Below are 18039 nucleotides of genomic sequence, written 5' to 3' on the forward strand. Positions count from 1 at the left end.
GTGTCTGCTGCCGCGGTCGGCGCACCCTCGCCGTACAAGCATTCGTTAGCTTGGAACCTGGGCTTTAGCTCGTACTGGTTCGCCACCAGTTACAAGTGGTTCATCCTCCTTTTCATCTTGTTGCCCAACCGGGCCCGCGAGCTCGGCGACGCGGCCAACCCGAACAGCAGTTGGAGCCTGGTCCTGGGGATCGGGGCCATCGTGGTCACCCTCGGGCCGCCGATCTCGGGACGGCTTTGCGAGACGCTTGGCGGCATCTGGGGCCGGCACGGACTTTGGCTCATGGTCGGGGCGACCATCACGGCGGTCGGCACCTTCACCGTGTTCTCCGCGACGACCTACGTCGCCTTGGTCGTCGGGTTCCTCCTCCTCCAAGTCGGTGACTCCATCGCCACCGGCCCTTACGCCGGCATGGTCGCGACGACCGTCCCCAGCGAGCACCGGGGGTTCGCCAGTTCGGTGCTTGGCGGCCTCAAGCTGTTCGGACAGATCGCTTCGGCCGTCGTCGCCATCATGTTTTCCAAACACCCAGTCGTGATCTATGGGGCGGTGGCCGGGCTGAACGTTCTGTGCGCGGCGTGGACCACCTACACCATCCGCCACGTCCCCCACGCGACTGTCGACCCTGAACACGTCCAGACCAACTTCTTCACCGATTGGGTCGCCCCGTTCAAGAACAACGACTTCCTCTTCGTTTGGTTGAACCGGTTCGTCGTCGCCTTGGCCTTCGCGATGGTCAGCGCCTTCGCCCTGAACTTCCTCAAGTTCGCCGTACCGGGCTATCACCTCTTCGGCAAGGACCTTGGCAAGGCCGAGACCGCCGCCCAAGCTATCGCCTTGACAATCTCCCTCGCCGGAGTGCTCGGCTCGGTCTACACCGCCCGGGTCGCCGACCGGATCGGCCGCAAGCGGCTCTTGGTCGTCTCCGGAGCGATGGTGTTCCTTGTGCTCTTCCCGGTCGGGTTCATCCGCGACTTCACCACGATCTGGCTGCTCGTCTTTGGCTTTGGGCTCGGCAACGGCATCTACGCCGCCGCCGACTGGGCCTTGGTCAGCGACGTGTTACCCAACGTCAAACGGGCGGGGACGGACATGGGGGTCTGGCACTCGGCGGAGACGATCGTCCAGCTCATGGTCGCACCCATCGGGTTTGCCATCGACGCCCTCAACCACGCTCAGGCCGGCACCGGCTACGTCGCCATGTGCATCGGCTCGGCATGCCTGTTCCTGTTGTCGACCGTCTTTGTCCGCAATATCAAAGGCGCCCGGTAGCCTTCACTGCCCGCCGCGTCGCGTCTAGGCAGGCCGCGATATCGGCACGCGGGTCTTCGGGCTTCTCTTCGTACTCCAGCGACATCAATTGGTCGAACTGGTTACGGCGGAGTTCGGTCAGGAAGTCGTTCAGGCGCAGGTCACCCTCGCCCAGGATCGTGAACCGGGTGGCGTCCTTCACGTCTTTGAGGTGGACGCCGTGGACGCGCTTGCCCAGTGTCTTGGCCCACTCCACCGGGTCTTGCTTGCTCCGCAGGGCGTGTCCCGTGTCGATGCAGACACCGATCCGCCGGTCGTGACCGTCGATCGCCTTCGTCAGTTGGTCGAGGGTCGAATATCGTGAGCCCGGCCCGTGGTTGTGGATCGCGATTCTGATGTCGTACTCCTTCACAAGGCGGTCGAGGACCACGAAACTCGCCGGCGCAGGGTCGGCGCTGATGACCCTTACCCCCATGCGCTTGGCAAACTCGAACTGGGCCCGGCACGCGACTTCGTCCCCGTCAAAGGCGACGACGCCCCAAGCCCACAACCTGACCCCAGCCTCTCGGTGCGCCTTGATCAAGGCCGCCAGCTTCGCGGGGTCGCCGGTGGCAGGCACATGGGCGGGATACGCCTCCCACGTCGAGAGGCCCAACGCCTTAGTCTCCTTCAGCGCCTGGGCGAGGGGGTAGGCGCGCAGGCTGTAGCTTTGGATCCCCATCCGGAACGGCGCATAGGGGTCGGCGAAGAGCAGGGCCTTGGCGACGGGTGTCATGCCCAGCCCTGTCGAGGCTGCTCCGGCTAAAAGGGTGCGTCGGGTCAGTTCCACGACGCAAGGATACTCGGGCCCATGAAAAGAAACTCCCCTGCCTGACCAGTCGCCAGACAAGGGGAGCAACGAGCGTGATGCATAGTCCGCAGTCCCACTGGAAAGGACGTGCTTTCCTCAGTCGTGGTCGACGCAGAGCGTCGATCCTCTCTCCGCCAATGAGTGTATACGAAAATAGACCACATCACAAGTTTTTTGGCGCATAATGCCTAGTGACGCGATTTGCGAAGTTTGTTTCACGTAGTTGGAGGAAGAGCGCTGATTGGGCGGATGAGCCGTCCTGAATGTCAAACGCGGTAACCGATGAGCGACGCCAAGCCAAAACTCTACGCCGACGGGCACCCTCCGATGTGGCCGGGCCAGGCCGATGTGAGTGAGTTCACCCTAGACCAAGTGCGGGCCATTGCTTCCAGCAGTCGGTCGATGGTGTTCTGGACGTTTAGCTCCCGGACACCTCTCTCGGTGGCCGAGGTCGGCAAGATCATCGGCAAGTCGGCCCAATCGGTGCGCTATCACACCAACGAGCTCCTGAAGGTCGGCCTCCTCCTGGTCGCCGACACCCGACGGCGCCACGCCCGCACCGAGGAAGCCTATGTCCGGTCGTCGGTCAAACTCGTCACGAAGGGCCCACCGGTCAGCCCCGACTACGACTTCGAGCGGCGACGGGGGTTCCAGGCCCTGTGGCGGCGGTTTGACCGCGACCGCACCGCGGCCTTCCAGCTGGAAGACTTCGACATCAGTCTGCAGGTCCCCCATCACTTCTGGATGGAGACGGCCCGCCTGTCGCCCGAGGACCTCCGCCGGTTCCGCGCCGAAGCCACGGCCCTGGTGGAAAAGTATGTCGCCCTCGACCGTGAAGACGGCATCCGGGCGTCGCTGGTGACCCTCTCGGTCCCTGCGTTCAACGAATCGGCCCAGAGGTTCAAGGCCGCGACGGGCAGGAAGCTCGTTCTCCGGCGGCTCAAGGACGAGGATGACGAAGACTAGGGGCTGTCCACCACCATAGTCACGGGGCCGTCGTTGAGAAGCTCAAGCCTCATGTCACCGCCAAAGACACCGGTGGCGGCCGGCCAACCCAGCCGGTCAAGTTCGGCCAGAAAGTCCTCGTAGAGCCTCTCACCGTCGGCATAGGCGGCAGCGCCCCCAAAGCTGGGCCGCCGCGACGCCCAGGCGTCGCCGTACAGAGTGAAGTTGCTGACCACGAGCAGCCGAGGCCCATCGACCCGGGGGAGGTCGGCAAGGGAAAGGTTCATCTTCCCTGCTTCGTCGCTAAAGATGCGCATGCCGACGATCCGGTCGGCCAACTTCTTGGCCTGCTGCCCGGTCGATGCCCTCCCTGCCGCGACCAAGACCGCCAGACCGGGCCCGATCTCGCCGGTCACCTGGCCGTCCACCGTCACCCGGGCCCATGCGACCCGCTGGACCACCGCCCTCACTTGCCGCCCCGCCCCATCACGCGCAGGATCGAGATGACGTCGCTGTAGGTGCTGATCTTGGCCATCAGGTCGCGCAGGTGCTGGGTGTCGCGCACGTCGATGGTCACGTCGATCTCGGCGGTGTGGTTGGGCAGGGTCTGGATCCGCGCCGCGCTGACGTTGGTCTTGCTTTCGCCAAAGATCGTGGAGATGTCCATGAGCAGGCCCTGGCGGTCGCCGCACACGATCTTGATGTTGATCGGGTACAGGCTGCCGTCCGAGGGCCAGCGGATCGGGATCACGCGGTCCGCTTCGGCTTCCTCCAGCCGGCTGACGTTGGGGCACAGCTTGCGGTGGATGACGATGCCCCGGCCCCGCGTGACATAGCCCACGACCTCCTCGCCCGGCACCGGTTGGCAACACTTGGCGCGTTTGAGGTCGATGTTGTCGACCCCCGCCGTGATGACCGTCGGCTCGATCGACCGCGCCCGGGTCTTGAAGACAGGGTGCTCTTGCTGGGGCAGGGTCGATTTGAGGCGGTCGACGACGGCCTGGACACTGGTCAACCCCTCGCCGACGCGGGCAAAGACGTCCGACGCGTTCTCGCAGTTGGCGACGTGTTTGACGACGTCGGCCATCTTGTCCTCGCCAAGGTAGATGCGAGGGTCCATCCCCTGGCTGCGCAGCTCCTTCTCCAGGGCCTCTCGCCCTCGGTTGGCACTGACGTCCTTGTTCTTCTTGCGGAAGTGGGCGCGGAGCTTGGTGCGGGTGTGGGGGCTCTTCGCATACTCCAGCCAGTCCAAGCTTGGCTTGGCGTCCTTTCTCGTGACGAGCTCGACCACGTCACCGTTGTTGATCTCGGTGCCGAGCGAAACCATCGTGCCGTTGATCTTCGCGCCGATCAGGGTCAGGCCGAGGCTGGAGTGGACGCGGAAGGCGAAGTCGATCGGCGTCGAGCCGCGGGGCAAGTCGAGGACGTCGCCTTTCGGCGTGAAGGCGAACACCTGCTCGCTGAAGAGGTCGGTGCTGACGCTGCGAAGAAAGTCGGATGACGTCCGGTTGTCGCTTGACCAGTCGAAAAGCTGACGCCTCAGGACGCCGAACTTGTCATGGGCGGCGTCAGCCTTGCCTTCCTTGTAGCTCCAATGCGCGGCGACCCCGTACTCGGCGATCTCGTGCATGTGCTTCGTGCGGATCTGCACTTCCAGGGGGCCCTGGCCCGGCCCCAACACCTTGGTGTGCAACGATTGGTAGCCGTTCGGTTTGGGGCTGGCGATGTAGTCATAGAAGAGCCCTGGCATGGGCAACCAGAGCTCGTGGACCACACCAAGGGCCAGATAACACTGGTACGTCTCGTCGACGATGATCCTCATCGCGATGATGTCGTAGATCTCTTCGAACGGCACCCCGTGCAGGTAGACCTTGTTGTAGATGCTGAAGAGGTGCTTGGGCCGCCCGCTGATCTTGGCGGTCGTCAGCCCGCGCTCGTCCAGACGCTTGCGGAGCACCTCGGTCGCTTCGTTGAGTTGCTCCTCCCGCTCTGCCCTCGTGTTCGCGACCAGTTCGCTGATCTTGCGGTATTCGTCGGGGTGCAGGGTCTTGAACGCCAAGTCCTCCAGTTGCCATTTCACCTGCCAGATTCCGAGGCGGGCGGCGAGGGGCGCGTAGATGTCCAGGGTCTCGTTGGCGATCCTCGTCTGCTTTGCCGCGGGCAGGGCCCCCAAGGTGCGCATGTTGTGCAGCCGGTCGGCCAGTTTGATGACCATGACCCGGAAGTCGTTGGCCATCGCCAACAGCATCTTGCGCAGGGTCTCGGCGGCCCGTGCCGTCTCCGCCGCGCGGCGTTGACGGGCGTCGGCTTCGGGTTGGATGTTCAGCTGAAGCTTGGTGACCCCCTCGACCAGTTGCAGGACGGTCGGGCCGAACTGGGCGGTGATCGTTTCCGGAGTCAGGTCCGTGTCCTCCAACACGTCATGGAGGATGGCGGCGGCGACCGACTCGACGTCCATCCCCAGGTCGGCGACGATCTCGGCGACCTCGATTGGGTGAAGGACGTAGGCCTCTCCGCTCTTGCGGGTCTGCCCTTCATGGGCCTTGGCCGCGGTTTCGACGGCGCGAATGACCAAGTCGAGGTCGGCGTCGAGGTAGTGGTGCCGAATCTTCGCCGACAAGCGGACCAGCCCGTCTTGGACGGGGTCGTTGCTGGAGCTTGGGGCAGGCGTGGCCATCAGTGACCTCTGGCCTTCGCCGTTGAAGGGTTGACCTTGATTATAGTCGTTCTGTCACGACAGGCCCCGCAGGGCTTGCCGTACCGCCTCCGCTTGTTCGGGGGTGTCGACCCCTGTGGCCGCGGCGGTGCCCAGGCTCATCTTGATCTTGACCCCATGCTCCAGAAACCTCAGCTGCTCCAGCGACTCGGCCGATTCCAGCGGGGTGGGCGACCAAGTCGCAAACGCCAAGACGGCCTCCCGCCGGTACGCGTAGAGTCCGACATGCTTGTAGAGCGGAGCCTTCCTGTCGTTGCGCGGGTATGGCACGGCGTGCCGGCTGAAGTAGAGTGCGTAGCCGCCAAGGTCGGTGACGACCTTCACGACGGCAGGGTTGTCCGCCTCGCCTTCGGGGCATTCGGCCATGACCGAGCCCATCATGACGGCCGGATCTTCGAGCAGGGGGCGCGCGCAAAGCCGGATGTTCTCGGGCTCGACCATCGGCTCGTCACCCTGGACGTTGACGTAAATCTCCGCTGAGAGCGAGTCGGCGACCTCGGCGAGGCGGTCAGTGCCGCTCGGATGGTCGTCCCTCGTCTTCACCGCGTCCCCGCCGAACCGCCGGACGGCGGAGACGATCTCGTCGTCGGGGGTCGCGACCACCACGTGGTCACCCACACCGCTCGCCCGGGCCTTTTCCCAAACCCACTGCACCATCGGCTTCCCCCCCAAGTCGACGAGCGGCTTGCCCGGAAACCGCGTGCTGGCCATGCGGGCGGGGATCACGACGAGGCAACGCATTTTGGTCGAAGGTACCCGGCCTGGGCCAGGCCAAAAATGAAACGGCCCGACCCCTTGCAGGAGGTCGGGCTTGGGTTGGTTTTCACCAAGGAGACGGGTTCATCACAAATCCGTCTCGAAAGATCGGGTCGCTAAAACCCGCCTTCTCCTTGGTGGTTCCGTTTTCTACTGTCCATGAAAGGGCACCACCTCCTGCGTGTGCGATAGTCGCCGGATATCTCCGGCGCCACCCTTCTTGACGCTGGGAACGCGCGATTAGTTTCCTGACGTCGTCCCGCGCGTGGTGAAGAGCCGGTCCGAAGCGGCTTGGTCGTCCTTCGCCGACTCCGGGTCCATGCGGAAAAAGGTCATCAAGTCGCGGTTACCCAGGGCGACGGAAAAGGACAAGACTCCCAACTCGTTGACGGTCGAGCACAACATCAAACGGGCCTCGCCGGTCGACCAAAAATCGTAGTGGACGTGGGTGCCTTCGACGCTGACGGGCTGCCCGTTCAGCTTGATATAGGCGGCACGCAGGTCGTCCAGCGCCTGCTGGTCAGCGTGCTCGTAGGTGTCGAGGGCTAAGACGACCTTGCCCTTGCGGGCCAAGACGCCGAACGCCCGGTTGGCCGTCTCCCAGCCGTAACACTGGTAGTTGTTCCCCAGGCCGCCGGGCACGCGGTTGACGCTGGCCGACCGCTCGGGCCGCTTGAACCCGCCCTCGTTCAGCGCCACGTCGATGTCGTCGCCGTAGCTGATCCGCCCACCCGCCGAGAAAATGTAGAGGTCGCTCTTGGCCAAGGAGTCCGGCAGGGTCGGCGCGGTGTCTTGTGTCCGTGGCGCAGCCTTGGCTTGCGTGGCCGTCGGTGCCGCCGAGGCCGCCGGTGCGGGCCCCGTGGCGCAACCGGCCGACAACAGGGCCAGGCTAAGCGACAGTGACCACGCGGTAGCGCTGCTTGCCAGCGGGAGCTTGGACTTCGATCTCATCCCCTGCCACTTTGTCGATCAAGGCCGCCCCCAGCGGACTGTCGACCGATATCTTGTCGTTGGCCGGGTCGGCCTCAAAGGCCCCGACCAAGTCGATGGTGAGCGTGCCGCCCCATTCCAAGTCCTCCAGCGTGACTTGGCTCCCCAGATGCGCCTTGCCGGCGTCGGCCGCCGACCTTGTGACGACTTTGGCCATCTGGAGGGTGTGCTCCAGTTCGGCGATACGCGACTCCAGACGGGTCTGGTTCAGCTTCGCCTCGTGGTACATCGCGTTCTCTTTCAGGTCACCATGGCTCTTCGCCTCGCGGATGTTGTCCGCGACGCGTTGCCGCTCGGAGCTTTTCAGCTCCTCAAGCTCCTTTTTCAGGCGGTCGTAACCTTCCTGCGACAGCAAGACCTCATGTGACATGGGGTTTCGGAGTATATCATGGGCCGCCCCATGGCCGTAGACACCCCGCCTGGTCGACCCCGCGTCTCGGTGGTCGTGGTGAGCTACAACACGTCCGGCTTGCTCAAAGAGTGCCTAGCCGCCCTCACCGCCCCCGGCTCGGGAGCGGACGAGGTCGTGGTGGTCGACAACGCCAGCCAGGACGGCTCACCGGACATGGTGGCGTCCCATTTCCCTTCCGTTGTCCTTGTCCGCAATCCCCGCAATGTCGGGTTCGGTGCGGCCAACAACCAAGGCTTGGACGTCATGTCCGGCGAGGTCGCCTTGCTCCTGAACAGCGACGCCCGGCCGGCTCCTGGTGCGGTCGCCCGACTGGCCGACGTCGTCGCCCGGCCTGGCTGTGTCGCCTGCGGTGGCGCGCTGCGGTTCCCTGACGGGCGGCCCCAGGCCTCTGCTTGCTCCCGGTTGACTCTCTGGCGGGTCTTTTGCGAGCAGACCGCCCTCGAAAAGCTTCTCCGCGGGTCCAGGCTTTTCAACGGCTACTGGCTCAACCCGTGGCTTCCTGACAAGGACCCGTCTCCGGTCGAACAGGTCATGGGGGCGTGCCTCATGATGCGGCCCGTCGAGCGGTTTGACGAGCGGTTCTTCCTCTACTGCGAAGACACCGAACTCTGCCTTCGGCTCCGCCGACACGGCGAGGTCTTGTTCGTCCCTGACGCCGCGTTCGTCCATGAACTGGGGGCCAGCAGCGCGGCGGCGCGGTGGACGTCCGTTGCCCGGTACAACGCGGGCAAAGAACTGTACTTTGCCATCCACCACGGCGTGGTGGCTTCGGCGACTTGTTGGGCGATCGACCGCCTCGGCGCCCTGGCCCGGCTGCTTGCCTACGCTCTGTGCCTCCGGCGAGACCAAGCCAGGTTATGGTGGCGCGTATTCACAGCCCCTCGTTTGGGGCCGCCACGTCCGCCTGATAGCGTGTGAGCACGTCCTCCGGCTTACCGTCCATTTCGACCAGCCCACCCTTCAGCCAGACACAGCGGTCCGCCACCTGAAGCACCGAAGCGGGGTTGTGGGAGACAAAGATGATGGTGCCGCCTGCGGACCGGAACTTGCTGAGGAAGTCGTAGCACTTTGTCTCGAACGTGAAGTCCCCGACGGCGAGGACTTCGTCGATGATGAGGACGTCGGCGTCCACGTGGATGGCGGTGGCAAAACCTAGCCGGGCCAACATGCCGCTGGAGTAGGTCCGCACCGGCGCGTCAATGTGCCTCTCCAGTTCGGCGAAATCGACGATCTGCTCTAGGCGCTGGTGGACCTGCTTGCGCGTCAGCCCCAATATCATGCCGTTGAAGAGCACGTTTTCTAAGCCGGTCAGGTCGGGATGGAAACCGGCTCCCAGTTCGAGCAAGGGGGCGAGGCGACCGTTGACGACCACCTGTCCGGTCGTCGGCTTATAGATGCGCGACACCAGCGACAGCAAGGTGCTCTTGCCCGCCCCGTTGCGTCCGACGAGGGCCAGGCTCTCGCCTCGCCGGACGTCGAAGCTCACCCCACGCAAGGCATGGAGCGTCTCCTTGTCCCGCCGCTTCCACCACAGCAGGAGGGTCTTGAGGGACGCGGCCCCAGAATGGGTCAGGACAAACTCCTTGTGGACGTCCTGGACGCTGACGAGGACCTCGCTCATGGGCGCTCCACGAACTTCCATTTCATGCGGTTAAAAAAGGCGTAGCCGCCGACCAACGCGATGAACGAAAGGGCTGTCGCGACGCCGAACATCACCCAGTCGACCCGCTGGAACGGCACCATGATGGCATGCCCGTCACGGATCACTTGGACATCGCCGGGAGCGACCAAAGCTTTGCGATAAACCGTGCAAAGTGTCGCCACGGGGTTCAGCATATAAAGCTTGTACAGGACGTCGGACAAAGCGCCGTACTTGCGCGTCGCCTCGAACACCGTCTCGGCAAAGTACATGACTGGAGACAAAAAGAACGCCAGGTACAGCGTGATGGTGAGCATGTACTTGACATCTTCGTAGAAGACATTAAGGGCCGAGAAAACAAGCGACAGTCCGGTCGTCAAGGCAAAATGGATGACCAAGAGGACGGGAAGGAAGACGACACGGTACGAAACGGTCGGGTCCTTGAACCCGAACACCGCCCAAACCCCGAAAGCGTAGACAAAGTAAACGACCAAGGCGATCAAGAAATGCACCGCGTTACTCGCTACCGACGCTAAGGGCAGTATCTCGCGGGGGAAATAGACCTTCTTGACCACTGGCAAGGCCGTGACGACAGACTGGGCCGAGTCCAAGATGGACATCTGAAAGAACATGTACGGCAGATAGGCGGCTAAAATGAACAAGCTAAAGCTCTTGGTGCCGTTCTGCATGACGTTCTTCAGCACGAAGTGCATGACAAAGACCGTCACCAACGGGTTGAGAAGCGACCAAGCGATGCCGAGGACGCTGTTCTTGTAGCGGATGCGCAATTCGCGCTCCACCATGGCGAGCAGGAGCTCCCTGAAGCGCCAGAGCTCCCTGAATTCCTCGCGCATGGGCCGGATTCTACTCGCCAGCTTTGACGGCAAGGACTTTGAGGTCTACGGTGAGGGGCACCCCGGCAGGCAACAGACCGCGCACGCCCGAGACTCCCCCGGTGTCGGACTTGCCGACCTTGACCCTCCGCTCCCCGCCTCGACGCATCCCTAAGGCCGCATAGCTCAGGAACGGTACCGTGCCCTTCTGCCCGACGACGAAGGTGTACGGCAGGCCGATCCGGTCGGTGTCATAGACGACGGTGTCGTCGAGACGGGCGACAAGTCGTAGGGTCACGATGTCCCCGAGTCCGGCGGCACGGCCCTCGCCCTTCTTGTCGGAAAGGACCTGAACGACGACCGGCTTCTGCACCTCCGGGGACCTGGCGACGTGCCCCAGCACCATCCCGAGAACCAAAGCGTCCATGCTCACCGTTCCAGACGGTGGAAAAGTCGCCAAAGGCTCAGTCCTCGGCCAGTTGCTTGAGCTCTCCCGTGACCATAAAGCCGACGCGCTCGGCAATGTTCACCGCATGGTCGGCGACCCGCTCGACATGGTGGACGGCAAGCAAGAGCCAACTCGCCGCGACGACCTGGTCGGGCCGGTGCCGCATGTAATCGTGGATCTGGCCCCTCAGGTCGCGGTACATGCCGTCGACCTGCTCTTCCAACTCTTCGACTTCGTTCAGGTGAGAGCCGTCCCGCTTGATGAACGCCTGCAGGGCGGAGCGGATCATCTGCCGGGCCACGTTGCTGATGCGGCGCATGTCCACATAGCCGGTCTCGCCCATCTCCTTCTCGATCTTCATGCCCGACTTGGCGAGGTCGACGGCCAAGTCGCCGATTCGCTCCAGGTCGGTGACGATCTTCATGACCGCCCCGATCTCGCGGAGGTCGCTGCCCATGGGCTGCTGCAGGGCAAGGATCCGGAGGCATTTGGCCTCGATGTCGAGGTCCAAACGGTCGATTTCGTTGTCACTGTGGACCACGGCCAGGGCCGCGTCCGTGTCCAGCGAAATCAGCGCGTCGGTGGCACGGCCGACCATGGAGTCGGCCTTGCTGGCCATCTCCAGGACGTCTTGCTCTAGCTCGGCGATCTGAGCATTGAAGGCGTGGCGCGCAGGGTGCGGCGAGTCCATCAGGATATGTGCGGTAAGGACGCACGAGGCTACCTAAACGGAGCCTGCGCCGACGCCAAAGGTCATAAGGGCTTATGACACCAGGCTCGATGCCCCGTCACTGCGGAGGGCGGCGGGTCCACCGTGCGGCAGGTGTCGTCGGCGTAAGGGCACCGGTTGGCGAACCGGCAACCGTCGAAGCGGCCCCGGGCCACGGGCGTCTCACCAGTCGTAGCTTCGGGCAGGTGGCCAAGTTTCTCCAGGGTAGGGGCCGAGTCAAGCAAGGCCTTGGTATAAGGGTGCGCCGGCTGGCCGAAGACCTGCTCGGCCGTGCCTTCCTCCACGACGCGCCCCAGGTACATGACCGCCACCCGGTCGGCCAGATAGCGGACCGTGGTCAGGTCGTGGGAGATGTAGAGGACGGCGATCCCCCGGTCACGCTGGATGTCCTTGATGAGGTTAAGGATCTGAGCCTGGATGCTGAGGTCAAGTGCCGCGGTCGGCTCGTCACACAGCAAGAGGGGCGGGCGTAACGCGAGGGCCCGGCCGATCGCCACCCGCTGGCGTTGGCCGCCGGAAAGTTGGTGGGGGTACCGGTCGGCCAAGACAGGGTCGAGCCCGACTTCGCGCATCAGAGCGTCCAGGTCGCCTGTCCGACCTGCCAAGGCCAGCGGCTCGCCAAGGATCTTGCGCACCTTCCAGAGGGGGTCGACGCTGGCAAAGGGGTCTTGCCATACCATGCCGATCCGGGACGCTTGGTCGGCCGTCGGCCGCGTCACCCTGACCCCGCCGACGTCGATCGAGCCGCTCGACATCGGCTGGAGACCGAGCACCGCCCGGGCCAAGGTCGTCTTGCCGCAGCCAGACTCGCCGACGACGGCCAAGGTCTCCCCGGCGTCAAGTTTCAGCGACACCCCGTCGAGGGCCCTTACCTGACCCGACGGCGTCGTGAAGGTCACCTCCGCCTCATGGACGGCGAGCACGGTCTGTTCTGCGACGTTAGACATCGATCCCCTTCGGCCCTTTGCTCCACTGGAAGCGTTGGGCCAGTTTCTCATAGAAGTCGGCGTCGTCGACGCAGACAAGGCGGGTCCGGCGCGGTGAGCGGGTCACCCGGACGGCGTCACCGCTGAGCAGGTGCAACCGGCTTTGCCCGTCGCACGAGAGCACGGCGTCGCCGCGCGTCTCGATCAGGACGTCGATCGTGGCGTCGGGACGGATGACCAGTGGGCGTGCCGACAGGGTGTGGGGCATGATCGCGACGATGAGCATTGCCTCGATGCTCGGGTCGACGACCGGGCCGCCTGCCGACAGGTTGTAGGCGGTCGATCCGGTCGGTGTGGCGACCATCACGCCGTCCGCGGGATACCGCGACAGGACGCGGCCGTTCACCAAGACCTCGAACGTCAGCATCCGCGTGGTCGCCGACCGCTGCACGGCGGCTTCGTTCAGCGAATGCAGGGACGCGACGACCTTGTCGCCGCGGATGATGTCGGTCTGCACCATCATCCGCTCCTCGATGGTGGCGTTGTCGTCCAAAAACTGGCTGACTGCCGCGCCGACTTCGTGCGGCATGCACTGGGTGACGAACCCAAACCGGCCGTAATAGACACCCAAGATGGGGGTGCCTGCCTCGGCGCACATGTGGGCGGCCCGGATCAGCGTCCCGTCTCCGCCAAAGGTGATGACCAGGTCGCATGCGGGCAACTCGTCCGGTGAGACCGGGTCGCAACTGAGCAATGGGGCGGCCTCGCGGTCCGCCGCGACATGCACCCGCTTTTGGCGCAACATATCGACGGTGGTGACAGCCGCTTTCACCGCGTCGGGGCGGAACAGGTTGACCAGGAGGTGGACGCGCACTACGATGTCGGCTTCAGTCGGGCCAGGTTCTTCTTGGCCTCCTCAAAGTCGGGCTTGAGCCGCACCGCCGTCTCGAGGGCCTTGATCGCCTCTGGGACCCTGTTCAACCGCTCCAGGGTGATCGCCAAATTGTTGAAGGCGTAAGCAAAGTCCGGTTTGGCCTCGGTGGCCTGGCGGAACATCCTTTCGGCTTCCCGGTTCTGGCTCTGCAAAAGGTACCACAGGCCGAGCCCGTTCAGGGCGCGGGCGTTCTTGGGCTCAGTCTGGAGCACGACCGCGTAGTGGTAGCGCGCCCCCTGGTTGTCGCCGGTGTTCCACAGCGCGTCGGCAAGGTCGAGCCGCACCATTGTGTTCTTCTCGTCCTTGTGGAGTAGGTCCTTCCAAACCGTGATCGCCTCCGGCAGGTGGTCGGCCGAGGCGAGGCTCGCCGCCCAGTTCTTCATCGCCGCCCGGTCGTCCTTTGCCTTCGCGAGTTTTTCAAAGACCTCGGCCGCCTTCAGGTACTCCTCACGGCGATAGAGCACGAGCCCCAGGTTCATCGCCGCGTCACGGTCGCCCGGTGTGATCGCGAGGCACTTCTCATAACTGGTCTGCGCCCCCGCCCAGTCTCCGGTCTTTCCCTGGAGCACGCCCCGATTGAACCAGTAGGTCGCGTTGTCGCCCATCGAGGGCTCCAGGCTTTGCATGAGGTCCAGGGCGTCTTTGTTGCGGCCCGCCCCCAGATAGGCCTCGGCCACCGCCAACCGTGACGACGGGTCGGAGTCACCCAGGTTCACCGCGCGGAGGTAGTAGGTGAGCGCCTTGTCGGGGTCACCTGCCTTCAAGTACGTCGTCCCCGCATTGCGTGCGTAGTCGATGTTGTCGGCTTTGAGGTCGCTCGCAGCCCCATAGGCTTGGGCGGCGGACTTCAGGTCGCCCGACTTCTCGAGTGCCTGGCCCAAGTTGTTCTGGGTGGCGGCGTCGTCCTTCAGCTTGATGCTGGTCCTCAACGCGGTCTGCGCACCGGCATAGTCACCTTTTCGAAGCAGGAGGCTGCCGTAGTTGTACCAAACGGTCGGGTCGTCCGGGGTCAGGACGCTGAGGTCTCGATACGCGGCGAGCGCGCCGGCGGTGTCGCCCTTCTGCTGGTATGCGGCGGCCAGGTTCGTCGCGACAAGCTTGTTTTGGGGGGAAAGCCGATGGGCCCGGGAAAGGACGTTGACCGCCTTGTCGGTCTGCTTCGACTCCAAGTAGGCGTGGCCCACCCAGGCCAAGACGTTGACGTTGTCGGGGTCGTCGACAAGGACTTTCTCGAAAACGGCGAGCGCCTCGTCGTTTCTTCCCGCTTGGACCAGGGCCACGCCGAGGTCCGTCCGCACCGTCTTGCGCAGGCTGGGGGAGAGGGCACTGAGTTCGTCGGCCTTCTTCAGCACCTCGGACGCCTCAGCGAACTTGCCCGCCTGGACATAACACGAGCCAAGGAACGCGTAACCGAAAGCGTCGTCAGGGTTCTCGGCCGTGTAAGCCGTCAACGACGCCGCGGCCTTGTCGTACTCCTTCAGTTCGTATTGGGCCGACGCCAAGTTGCGGAGGTTGGCCTTGTTGACCAGCTTGTCCTTGCTCTTACCGACCGTCGGGGTCAAGACTAGGACGGCTTTCTCGTACTCGGCGTCCTTCAGATAGGCGTATCCCAGCCAAGTCGCGGCTCCGAGGTTCTTGGCGTCTTTGGTGTGCAGTTCTTCCAGGGTCTTGAGCGCAGCCTCGCGGGCCGCGTCCGTGCTCGCCGAGAGATAGGCCTCAGCGGCCTTGGCCACCGCGTTCTGGACCTCGACGTTGACGGGAGAACCGTCAATGTTCTCTGCCACATTGCGGGCCGGTTGGGCTGGCTTCCCCGTCTTGGGGTCTTGTTGGGCGACCGCGAACACGGCGAGCGCCGCGACGCCGAACAACAATGTCTCTCGGATTCTCATTGTCCCACCTGCCTCAGACGTCTGCCGCTTCGATCGGGTTCGTCAGGGCGTCTTCCAAACCTCGGGCCGACGCGCCAGAGAGTTCCGCCTCGGTCACCGACAGCAACACCTTGGATTGTCGGCTGACCGTGACCTCGCCGCTATCGTCGGTGGACCCGACCACCGTCCACTCCGTCCGGCCCGCGACAAGACGGGCGACTCCCTGGGGGTCGGACGTGAGCACCACGACATGACCAGGGAACTCGCCAAAGAGCAAGGCGTCGTCGGTAAGCCCCCCCGCGACGGGGAGCCCGCCAAGGTCGGCCCTTAGCCCCGTCCCTTGCTTCAGGGACTCGGCCAGGGCGACCGCAATCCCGCCCTCACTGACGTCGTGGGCGCTGGCGGCCAGTCGTGCCTTGGCCAAGTCGACCAGGACGCCGTGGAGCGCCTTCTCGCCAGCCAGGTCGGCGGGGGTCGGAAGGCCGTCCTCGACCCCGTGGACGGTCGCCATGAACGCGCTGGCCCCAAGTCCCTGCTGGACCGGCGCCAGGGGATAGCTCAGCACCCCGACGGTGAGACCGGGCCCGGCCCGACCGGGCACGCGGTCTGCCGCGTCCTCAAGGATGCCGACGACGCCGACCAGCGGTGTCGGCAAGACCTCGCCGAGGGAACTTTCGTTATAGAAGCTGACGTTGCCGCTGACCACTGGTGTCCCCAGGGCGTCGCACGCGTCGGCGATACCGCGCACGGCCCGCTCAAACTGCCAATAGACCTGGGGAGACTGCGGGTTGCCGAAGTTCAGGCCGTCGGTCGCCGCCACCGGCTTGGCTCCGGTGCAGGCCACGTTGCGGGCCGCCTCGGCGACTGCCCCGACCCCGCCGGCGTACGGGTCGAAGTAGGTGTGCAGGGCGTTGCCGTCGATCTTCACCGCCAGGCCCTTTTTGGTCCCCCGCGGGGCAAGCACGGCAGCGTCGGCCTGTCCGGGGACCAGGACGGTCTGGGTCTGGACCTGCTGGTCGTACTGACGGTAGACGTGGGTTTTGTCCGCGATGTTGGGGCTGGCCAGCAGGGCGAGCAGGGCTTCGCGGTGGTCGGTCGCGGGCAACGAAGACGGGTCGAACCTCTTGGCTTTTTCGTGGTAGTCCGGCACCGCCGGCTCCACCGTGTAGGTCGGGCAAAAGTCGGTGAGGTGCTTGGCCGTGACCTGCGCCTCCACCTTGCCGTGCCGGGTGACCGTGACCAAGCCGTCGTCGGTCACATGGCCGATCACCACCGCGTGCACGCCCCACTTGTGGAACACGTCGATGACTTCCTGCTCCCTCCCCCGGTGGGCGACGGCGAGCATGCGTTCTTGGCTCTCGCTCAGCATCAGCTCATAGGCCGACATGTCCGCCTCGCGCATCGGGACAAGGTCCAGGTCGACCGCCATACCGACCCCGCCCTTGCTGGACATCTCCACCGTCGAGCAGGTCAGTCCCGCCGCCCCCATGTCCTGGATCGCCTGGACCGCCCCTGTCCGAAGGGCCTCCAAGGTCGCTTCAATCAGCAGCTTCTCCGCAAACGGGTCGCCGATCTGGACGTTGGGCCGCTTGGCGTCGCTGTCTTCGCCCAGCGTGTCGCTGGCGAAAGTCGCACCGTGGATGCCGTCCTTCCCGGTGGCGCTCCCGAGGTAAATGACCGGGTTCCCCACCCCACCGGCCGAGGCAGAGGCGACCTCGTCCAGCTTGACGATCCCGACGCACATCGCGTTGACAAGCGGGTTGCCACTGTATCGAGGGTGGAACGAAACTTCACCCGCCACCGTCGGTACGCCGACGCAGTTCCCGTATCCGCCGATCCCGGCGACGACATGTTCAAACAGGTAGCGGTTCCGTGCGACGACTTCCGGGCTGGCCTGGCCCGGCTCGACGGGGCCGAACCGCAACGAGTTCAGGCTGGCGATGGGGCGGGCCCCCATCGTGAAGATGTCGCGGATAATGCCGCCCACGCCGGTCGCGGCGCCTTGGTAAGGCTCGACGGCAGACGGATGGTTGTGGCTCTCGACCTTCATGACGACGCCGAGCCCGTCGCCCATGTCGACGACGCCGGCGTTCTCCAGCCCCTCGCCCTCCATCGCCTTCTTGTACTCCTTGAAGTAGGCGAGGACGGGCCGCGAGTACTTGTAGCCGCAGTGCTCGCTCCACATGACGGCGAACATCCCGAGTTCGGTCAGGGTCGGTTCTCGGCCCATCAATTGGACCAGGAGGTTGTATTCCGACTCGTTCAGCCCCATCGACAGGTAGATTGCAGGGGCGGTGGCAGCCATCCGGATCAGTATATCCGTCGTGCTGGGAGTGCTCCTGGCCTCCTGCGGCCCGGCGCCGCGGGACTGGCGGGGCGAGTGGGTGGGCGAGTTGCCCGCCTCGACGACGACCGGCCCCGATGACACCGTGGCCAAGACTTTGAGGGCCGTCAAGCTCACCGTCCGGGAGGACGGGAGCTTCGTCCTTGTCCGGGGGGGCATCCCCGCCGAAGGCGAGGTCCTGTCCGACAGCCCTGGCTTGACCTTGCGCTTCCACAAGGTCCTCGGCCAGCCCATGGACCGGCAACCGCCCGAAGTGAAGCGTCAGTACGCCGATGTGCGATTGGAGCCCTTGGACGACGGTTCGGCCAAACTCGTCGACCCCGCCGACTTCAACCGCGACCCGGTGCGCCTTGTACGCACGAAACCATCCGCCGACGATGGACGTACTTCAGGTTAG

18 protein-coding genes are annotated in these 18039 nt (G+C 64.6%); 4 read left to right on the forward strand and 14 right to left on the reverse strand.

Annotated elements, in window-relative coordinates:
- Positions 1-1272 carry an MFS transporter gene (locus KF857_05365; protein ID MBX3111421.1) on the forward strand — a complete coding sequence of 424 codons (1272 nt, stop codon included), beginning with the start codon at positions 1-3 and terminating at the stop codon, positions 1270-1272.
- Here the strand turns inward: KF857_05365 and KF857_05370 are convergent.
- On the reverse strand, positions 1256-2080 hold the full coding sequence (locus KF857_05370; GenBank protein MBX3111422.1) for a sugar phosphate isomerase/epimerase: 825 nt from the start codon (positions 2078-2080) through the stop codon (positions 1256-1258). The genes KF857_05365 and KF857_05370 overlap by 17 nt on opposite strands.
- A 303-nt stretch (positions 2081-2383) precedes the next feature.
- Between KF857_05370 and KF857_05375 the strand changes: the two genes are divergently transcribed.
- Positions 2384-3067 (forward strand): helix-turn-helix transcriptional regulator, encoded by a 684-nt coding sequence (locus tag KF857_05375; protein ID MBX3111423.1) that lies wholly within the window; start codon positions 2384-2386, stop codon positions 3065-3067.
- On the opposite strand, the gene dtd is transcribed toward KF857_05375, so the two are convergent.
- The 5 genes from dtd to greA all read right to left on the reverse strand — a co-directional run bounded on the left by dtd (position 3064) and on the right by greA (position 7878).
- Positions 3064-3516, reverse strand: a complete 453-nt coding sequence (gene dtd / locus KF857_05380) for a D-tyrosyl-tRNA(Tyr) deacylase (GenBank protein ID MBX3111424.1) — start codon at positions 3514-3516, stop codon at positions 3064-3066. The genes KF857_05375 and dtd overlap by 4 nt on opposite strands.
- A complete protein-coding gene (locus KF857_05385; GenBank protein ID MBX3111425.1) occupies positions 3513-5723 on the reverse strand; it encodes a bifunctional (p)ppGpp synthetase/guanosine-3',5'-bis(diphosphate) 3'-pyrophosphohydrolase in 2211 nt (736 codons plus the stop codon). The genes dtd and KF857_05385 overlap by 4 nt, the downstream gene beginning before the upstream one ends.
- A 54-nt stretch (positions 5724-5777) precedes the next feature.
- Positions 5778-6503: a 3-deoxy-manno-octulosonate cytidylyltransferase gene (gene kdsB, locus KF857_05390; protein MBX3111426.1), complete on the reverse strand. Its 726-nt coding sequence runs from the start codon at positions 6501-6503 to the stop codon at positions 5778-5780.
- 255 nt (positions 6504-6758) lie between these two features.
- On the reverse strand, positions 6759-7469 hold the full coding sequence (locus tag KF857_05395) for a hypothetical protein (GenBank protein MBX3111427.1): 711 nt from the start codon (positions 7467-7469) through the stop codon (positions 6759-6761).
- Positions 7408-7878 (reverse strand): transcription elongation factor GreA, encoded by a 471-nt coding sequence (gene greA / locus KF857_05400; protein ID MBX3111428.1) that lies wholly within the window; start codon positions 7876-7878, stop codon positions 7408-7410. Before greA ends, KF857_05395 begins: the two co-directional genes overlap by 62 nt.
- Before the next feature lie 30 nt (positions 7879-7908).
- On the opposite strand from greA, the gene KF857_05405 reads away from it, so the two are divergent.
- Positions 7909-8838, forward strand: coding sequence for a glycosyltransferase family 2 protein (locus KF857_05405; GenBank protein ID MBX3111429.1), 930 nt, complete (start codon positions 7909-7911; stop codon positions 8836-8838).
- On the opposite strand, the gene KF857_05410 is transcribed toward KF857_05405, so the two are convergent.
- From KF857_05410 to purL, 8 genes are all read right to left on the reverse strand, one after another.
- Positions 8792-9541 (reverse strand): ABC transporter ATP-binding protein, encoded by a 750-nt coding sequence (locus tag KF857_05410; GenBank protein ID MBX3111430.1) that lies wholly within the window; start codon positions 9539-9541, stop codon positions 8792-8794. The two genes, KF857_05405 and KF857_05410, sit on opposite strands and share 47 nt — an antisense overlap.
- A complete protein-coding gene (locus tag KF857_05415) occupies positions 9538-10413 on the reverse strand; it encodes an ABC transporter permease (protein ID MBX3111431.1) in 876 nt (291 codons plus the stop codon). Before KF857_05415 ends, KF857_05410 begins: the two co-directional genes overlap by 4 nt.
- 10 nt (positions 10414-10423) lie before the next feature.
- Entirely contained in the window at positions 10424-10819 is a 396-nt protein-coding gene (locus tag KF857_05420) for an FKBP-type peptidyl-prolyl cis-trans isomerase (GenBank protein ID MBX3111432.1), read from the reverse strand.
- A 37-nt stretch (positions 10820-10856) separates the two neighbouring features.
- On the reverse strand, positions 10857-11531 hold the full coding sequence (gene phoU / locus KF857_05425) for a phosphate signaling complex protein PhoU (protein MBX3111433.1): 675 nt from the start codon (positions 11529-11531) through the stop codon (positions 10857-10859).
- Positions 11532-11593: 62 nt separating this feature from the next.
- Positions 11594-12517: an ABC transporter ATP-binding protein gene (locus tag KF857_05430; GenBank protein MBX3111434.1), complete on the reverse strand. Its 924-nt coding sequence runs from the start codon at positions 12515-12517 to the stop codon at positions 11594-11596.
- Positions 12510-13370 carry an NAD(+)/NADH kinase gene (locus KF857_05435; GenBank protein ID MBX3111435.1) on the reverse strand — a complete coding sequence of 287 codons (861 nt, stop codon included), beginning with the start codon at positions 13368-13370 and terminating at the stop codon, positions 12510-12512. Before KF857_05435 ends, KF857_05430 begins: the two co-directional genes overlap by 8 nt.
- On the reverse strand, positions 13370-15319 hold the full coding sequence (locus KF857_05440; protein ID MBX3111436.1) for a tetratricopeptide repeat protein: 1950 nt from the start codon (positions 15317-15319) through the stop codon (positions 13370-13372). The genes KF857_05435 and KF857_05440 overlap by 1 nt, the downstream gene beginning before the upstream one ends.
- A gap of 13 nt (positions 15320-15332) precedes the next feature.
- Complete coding sequence (purL, locus tag KF857_05445; protein ID MBX3111437.1) at positions 15333-17603, reverse strand: phosphoribosylformylglycinamidine synthase subunit PurL; 2271 nt, start codon at positions 17601-17603, stop codon at positions 15333-15335.
- Here purL and KF857_05450 point away from each other — a divergent pair.
- Entirely contained in the window at positions 17593-18039 is a 447-nt protein-coding gene (locus tag KF857_05450) for a hypothetical protein (protein ID MBX3111438.1), read from the forward strand. The genes purL and KF857_05450 overlap by 11 nt on opposite strands.

This window comes from Fimbriimonadaceae bacterium (assembly GCA_019638795.1).
GTDB lineage: Bacteria > Armatimonadota > Fimbriimonadia > Fimbriimonadales > Fimbriimonadaceae > JAHBTB01.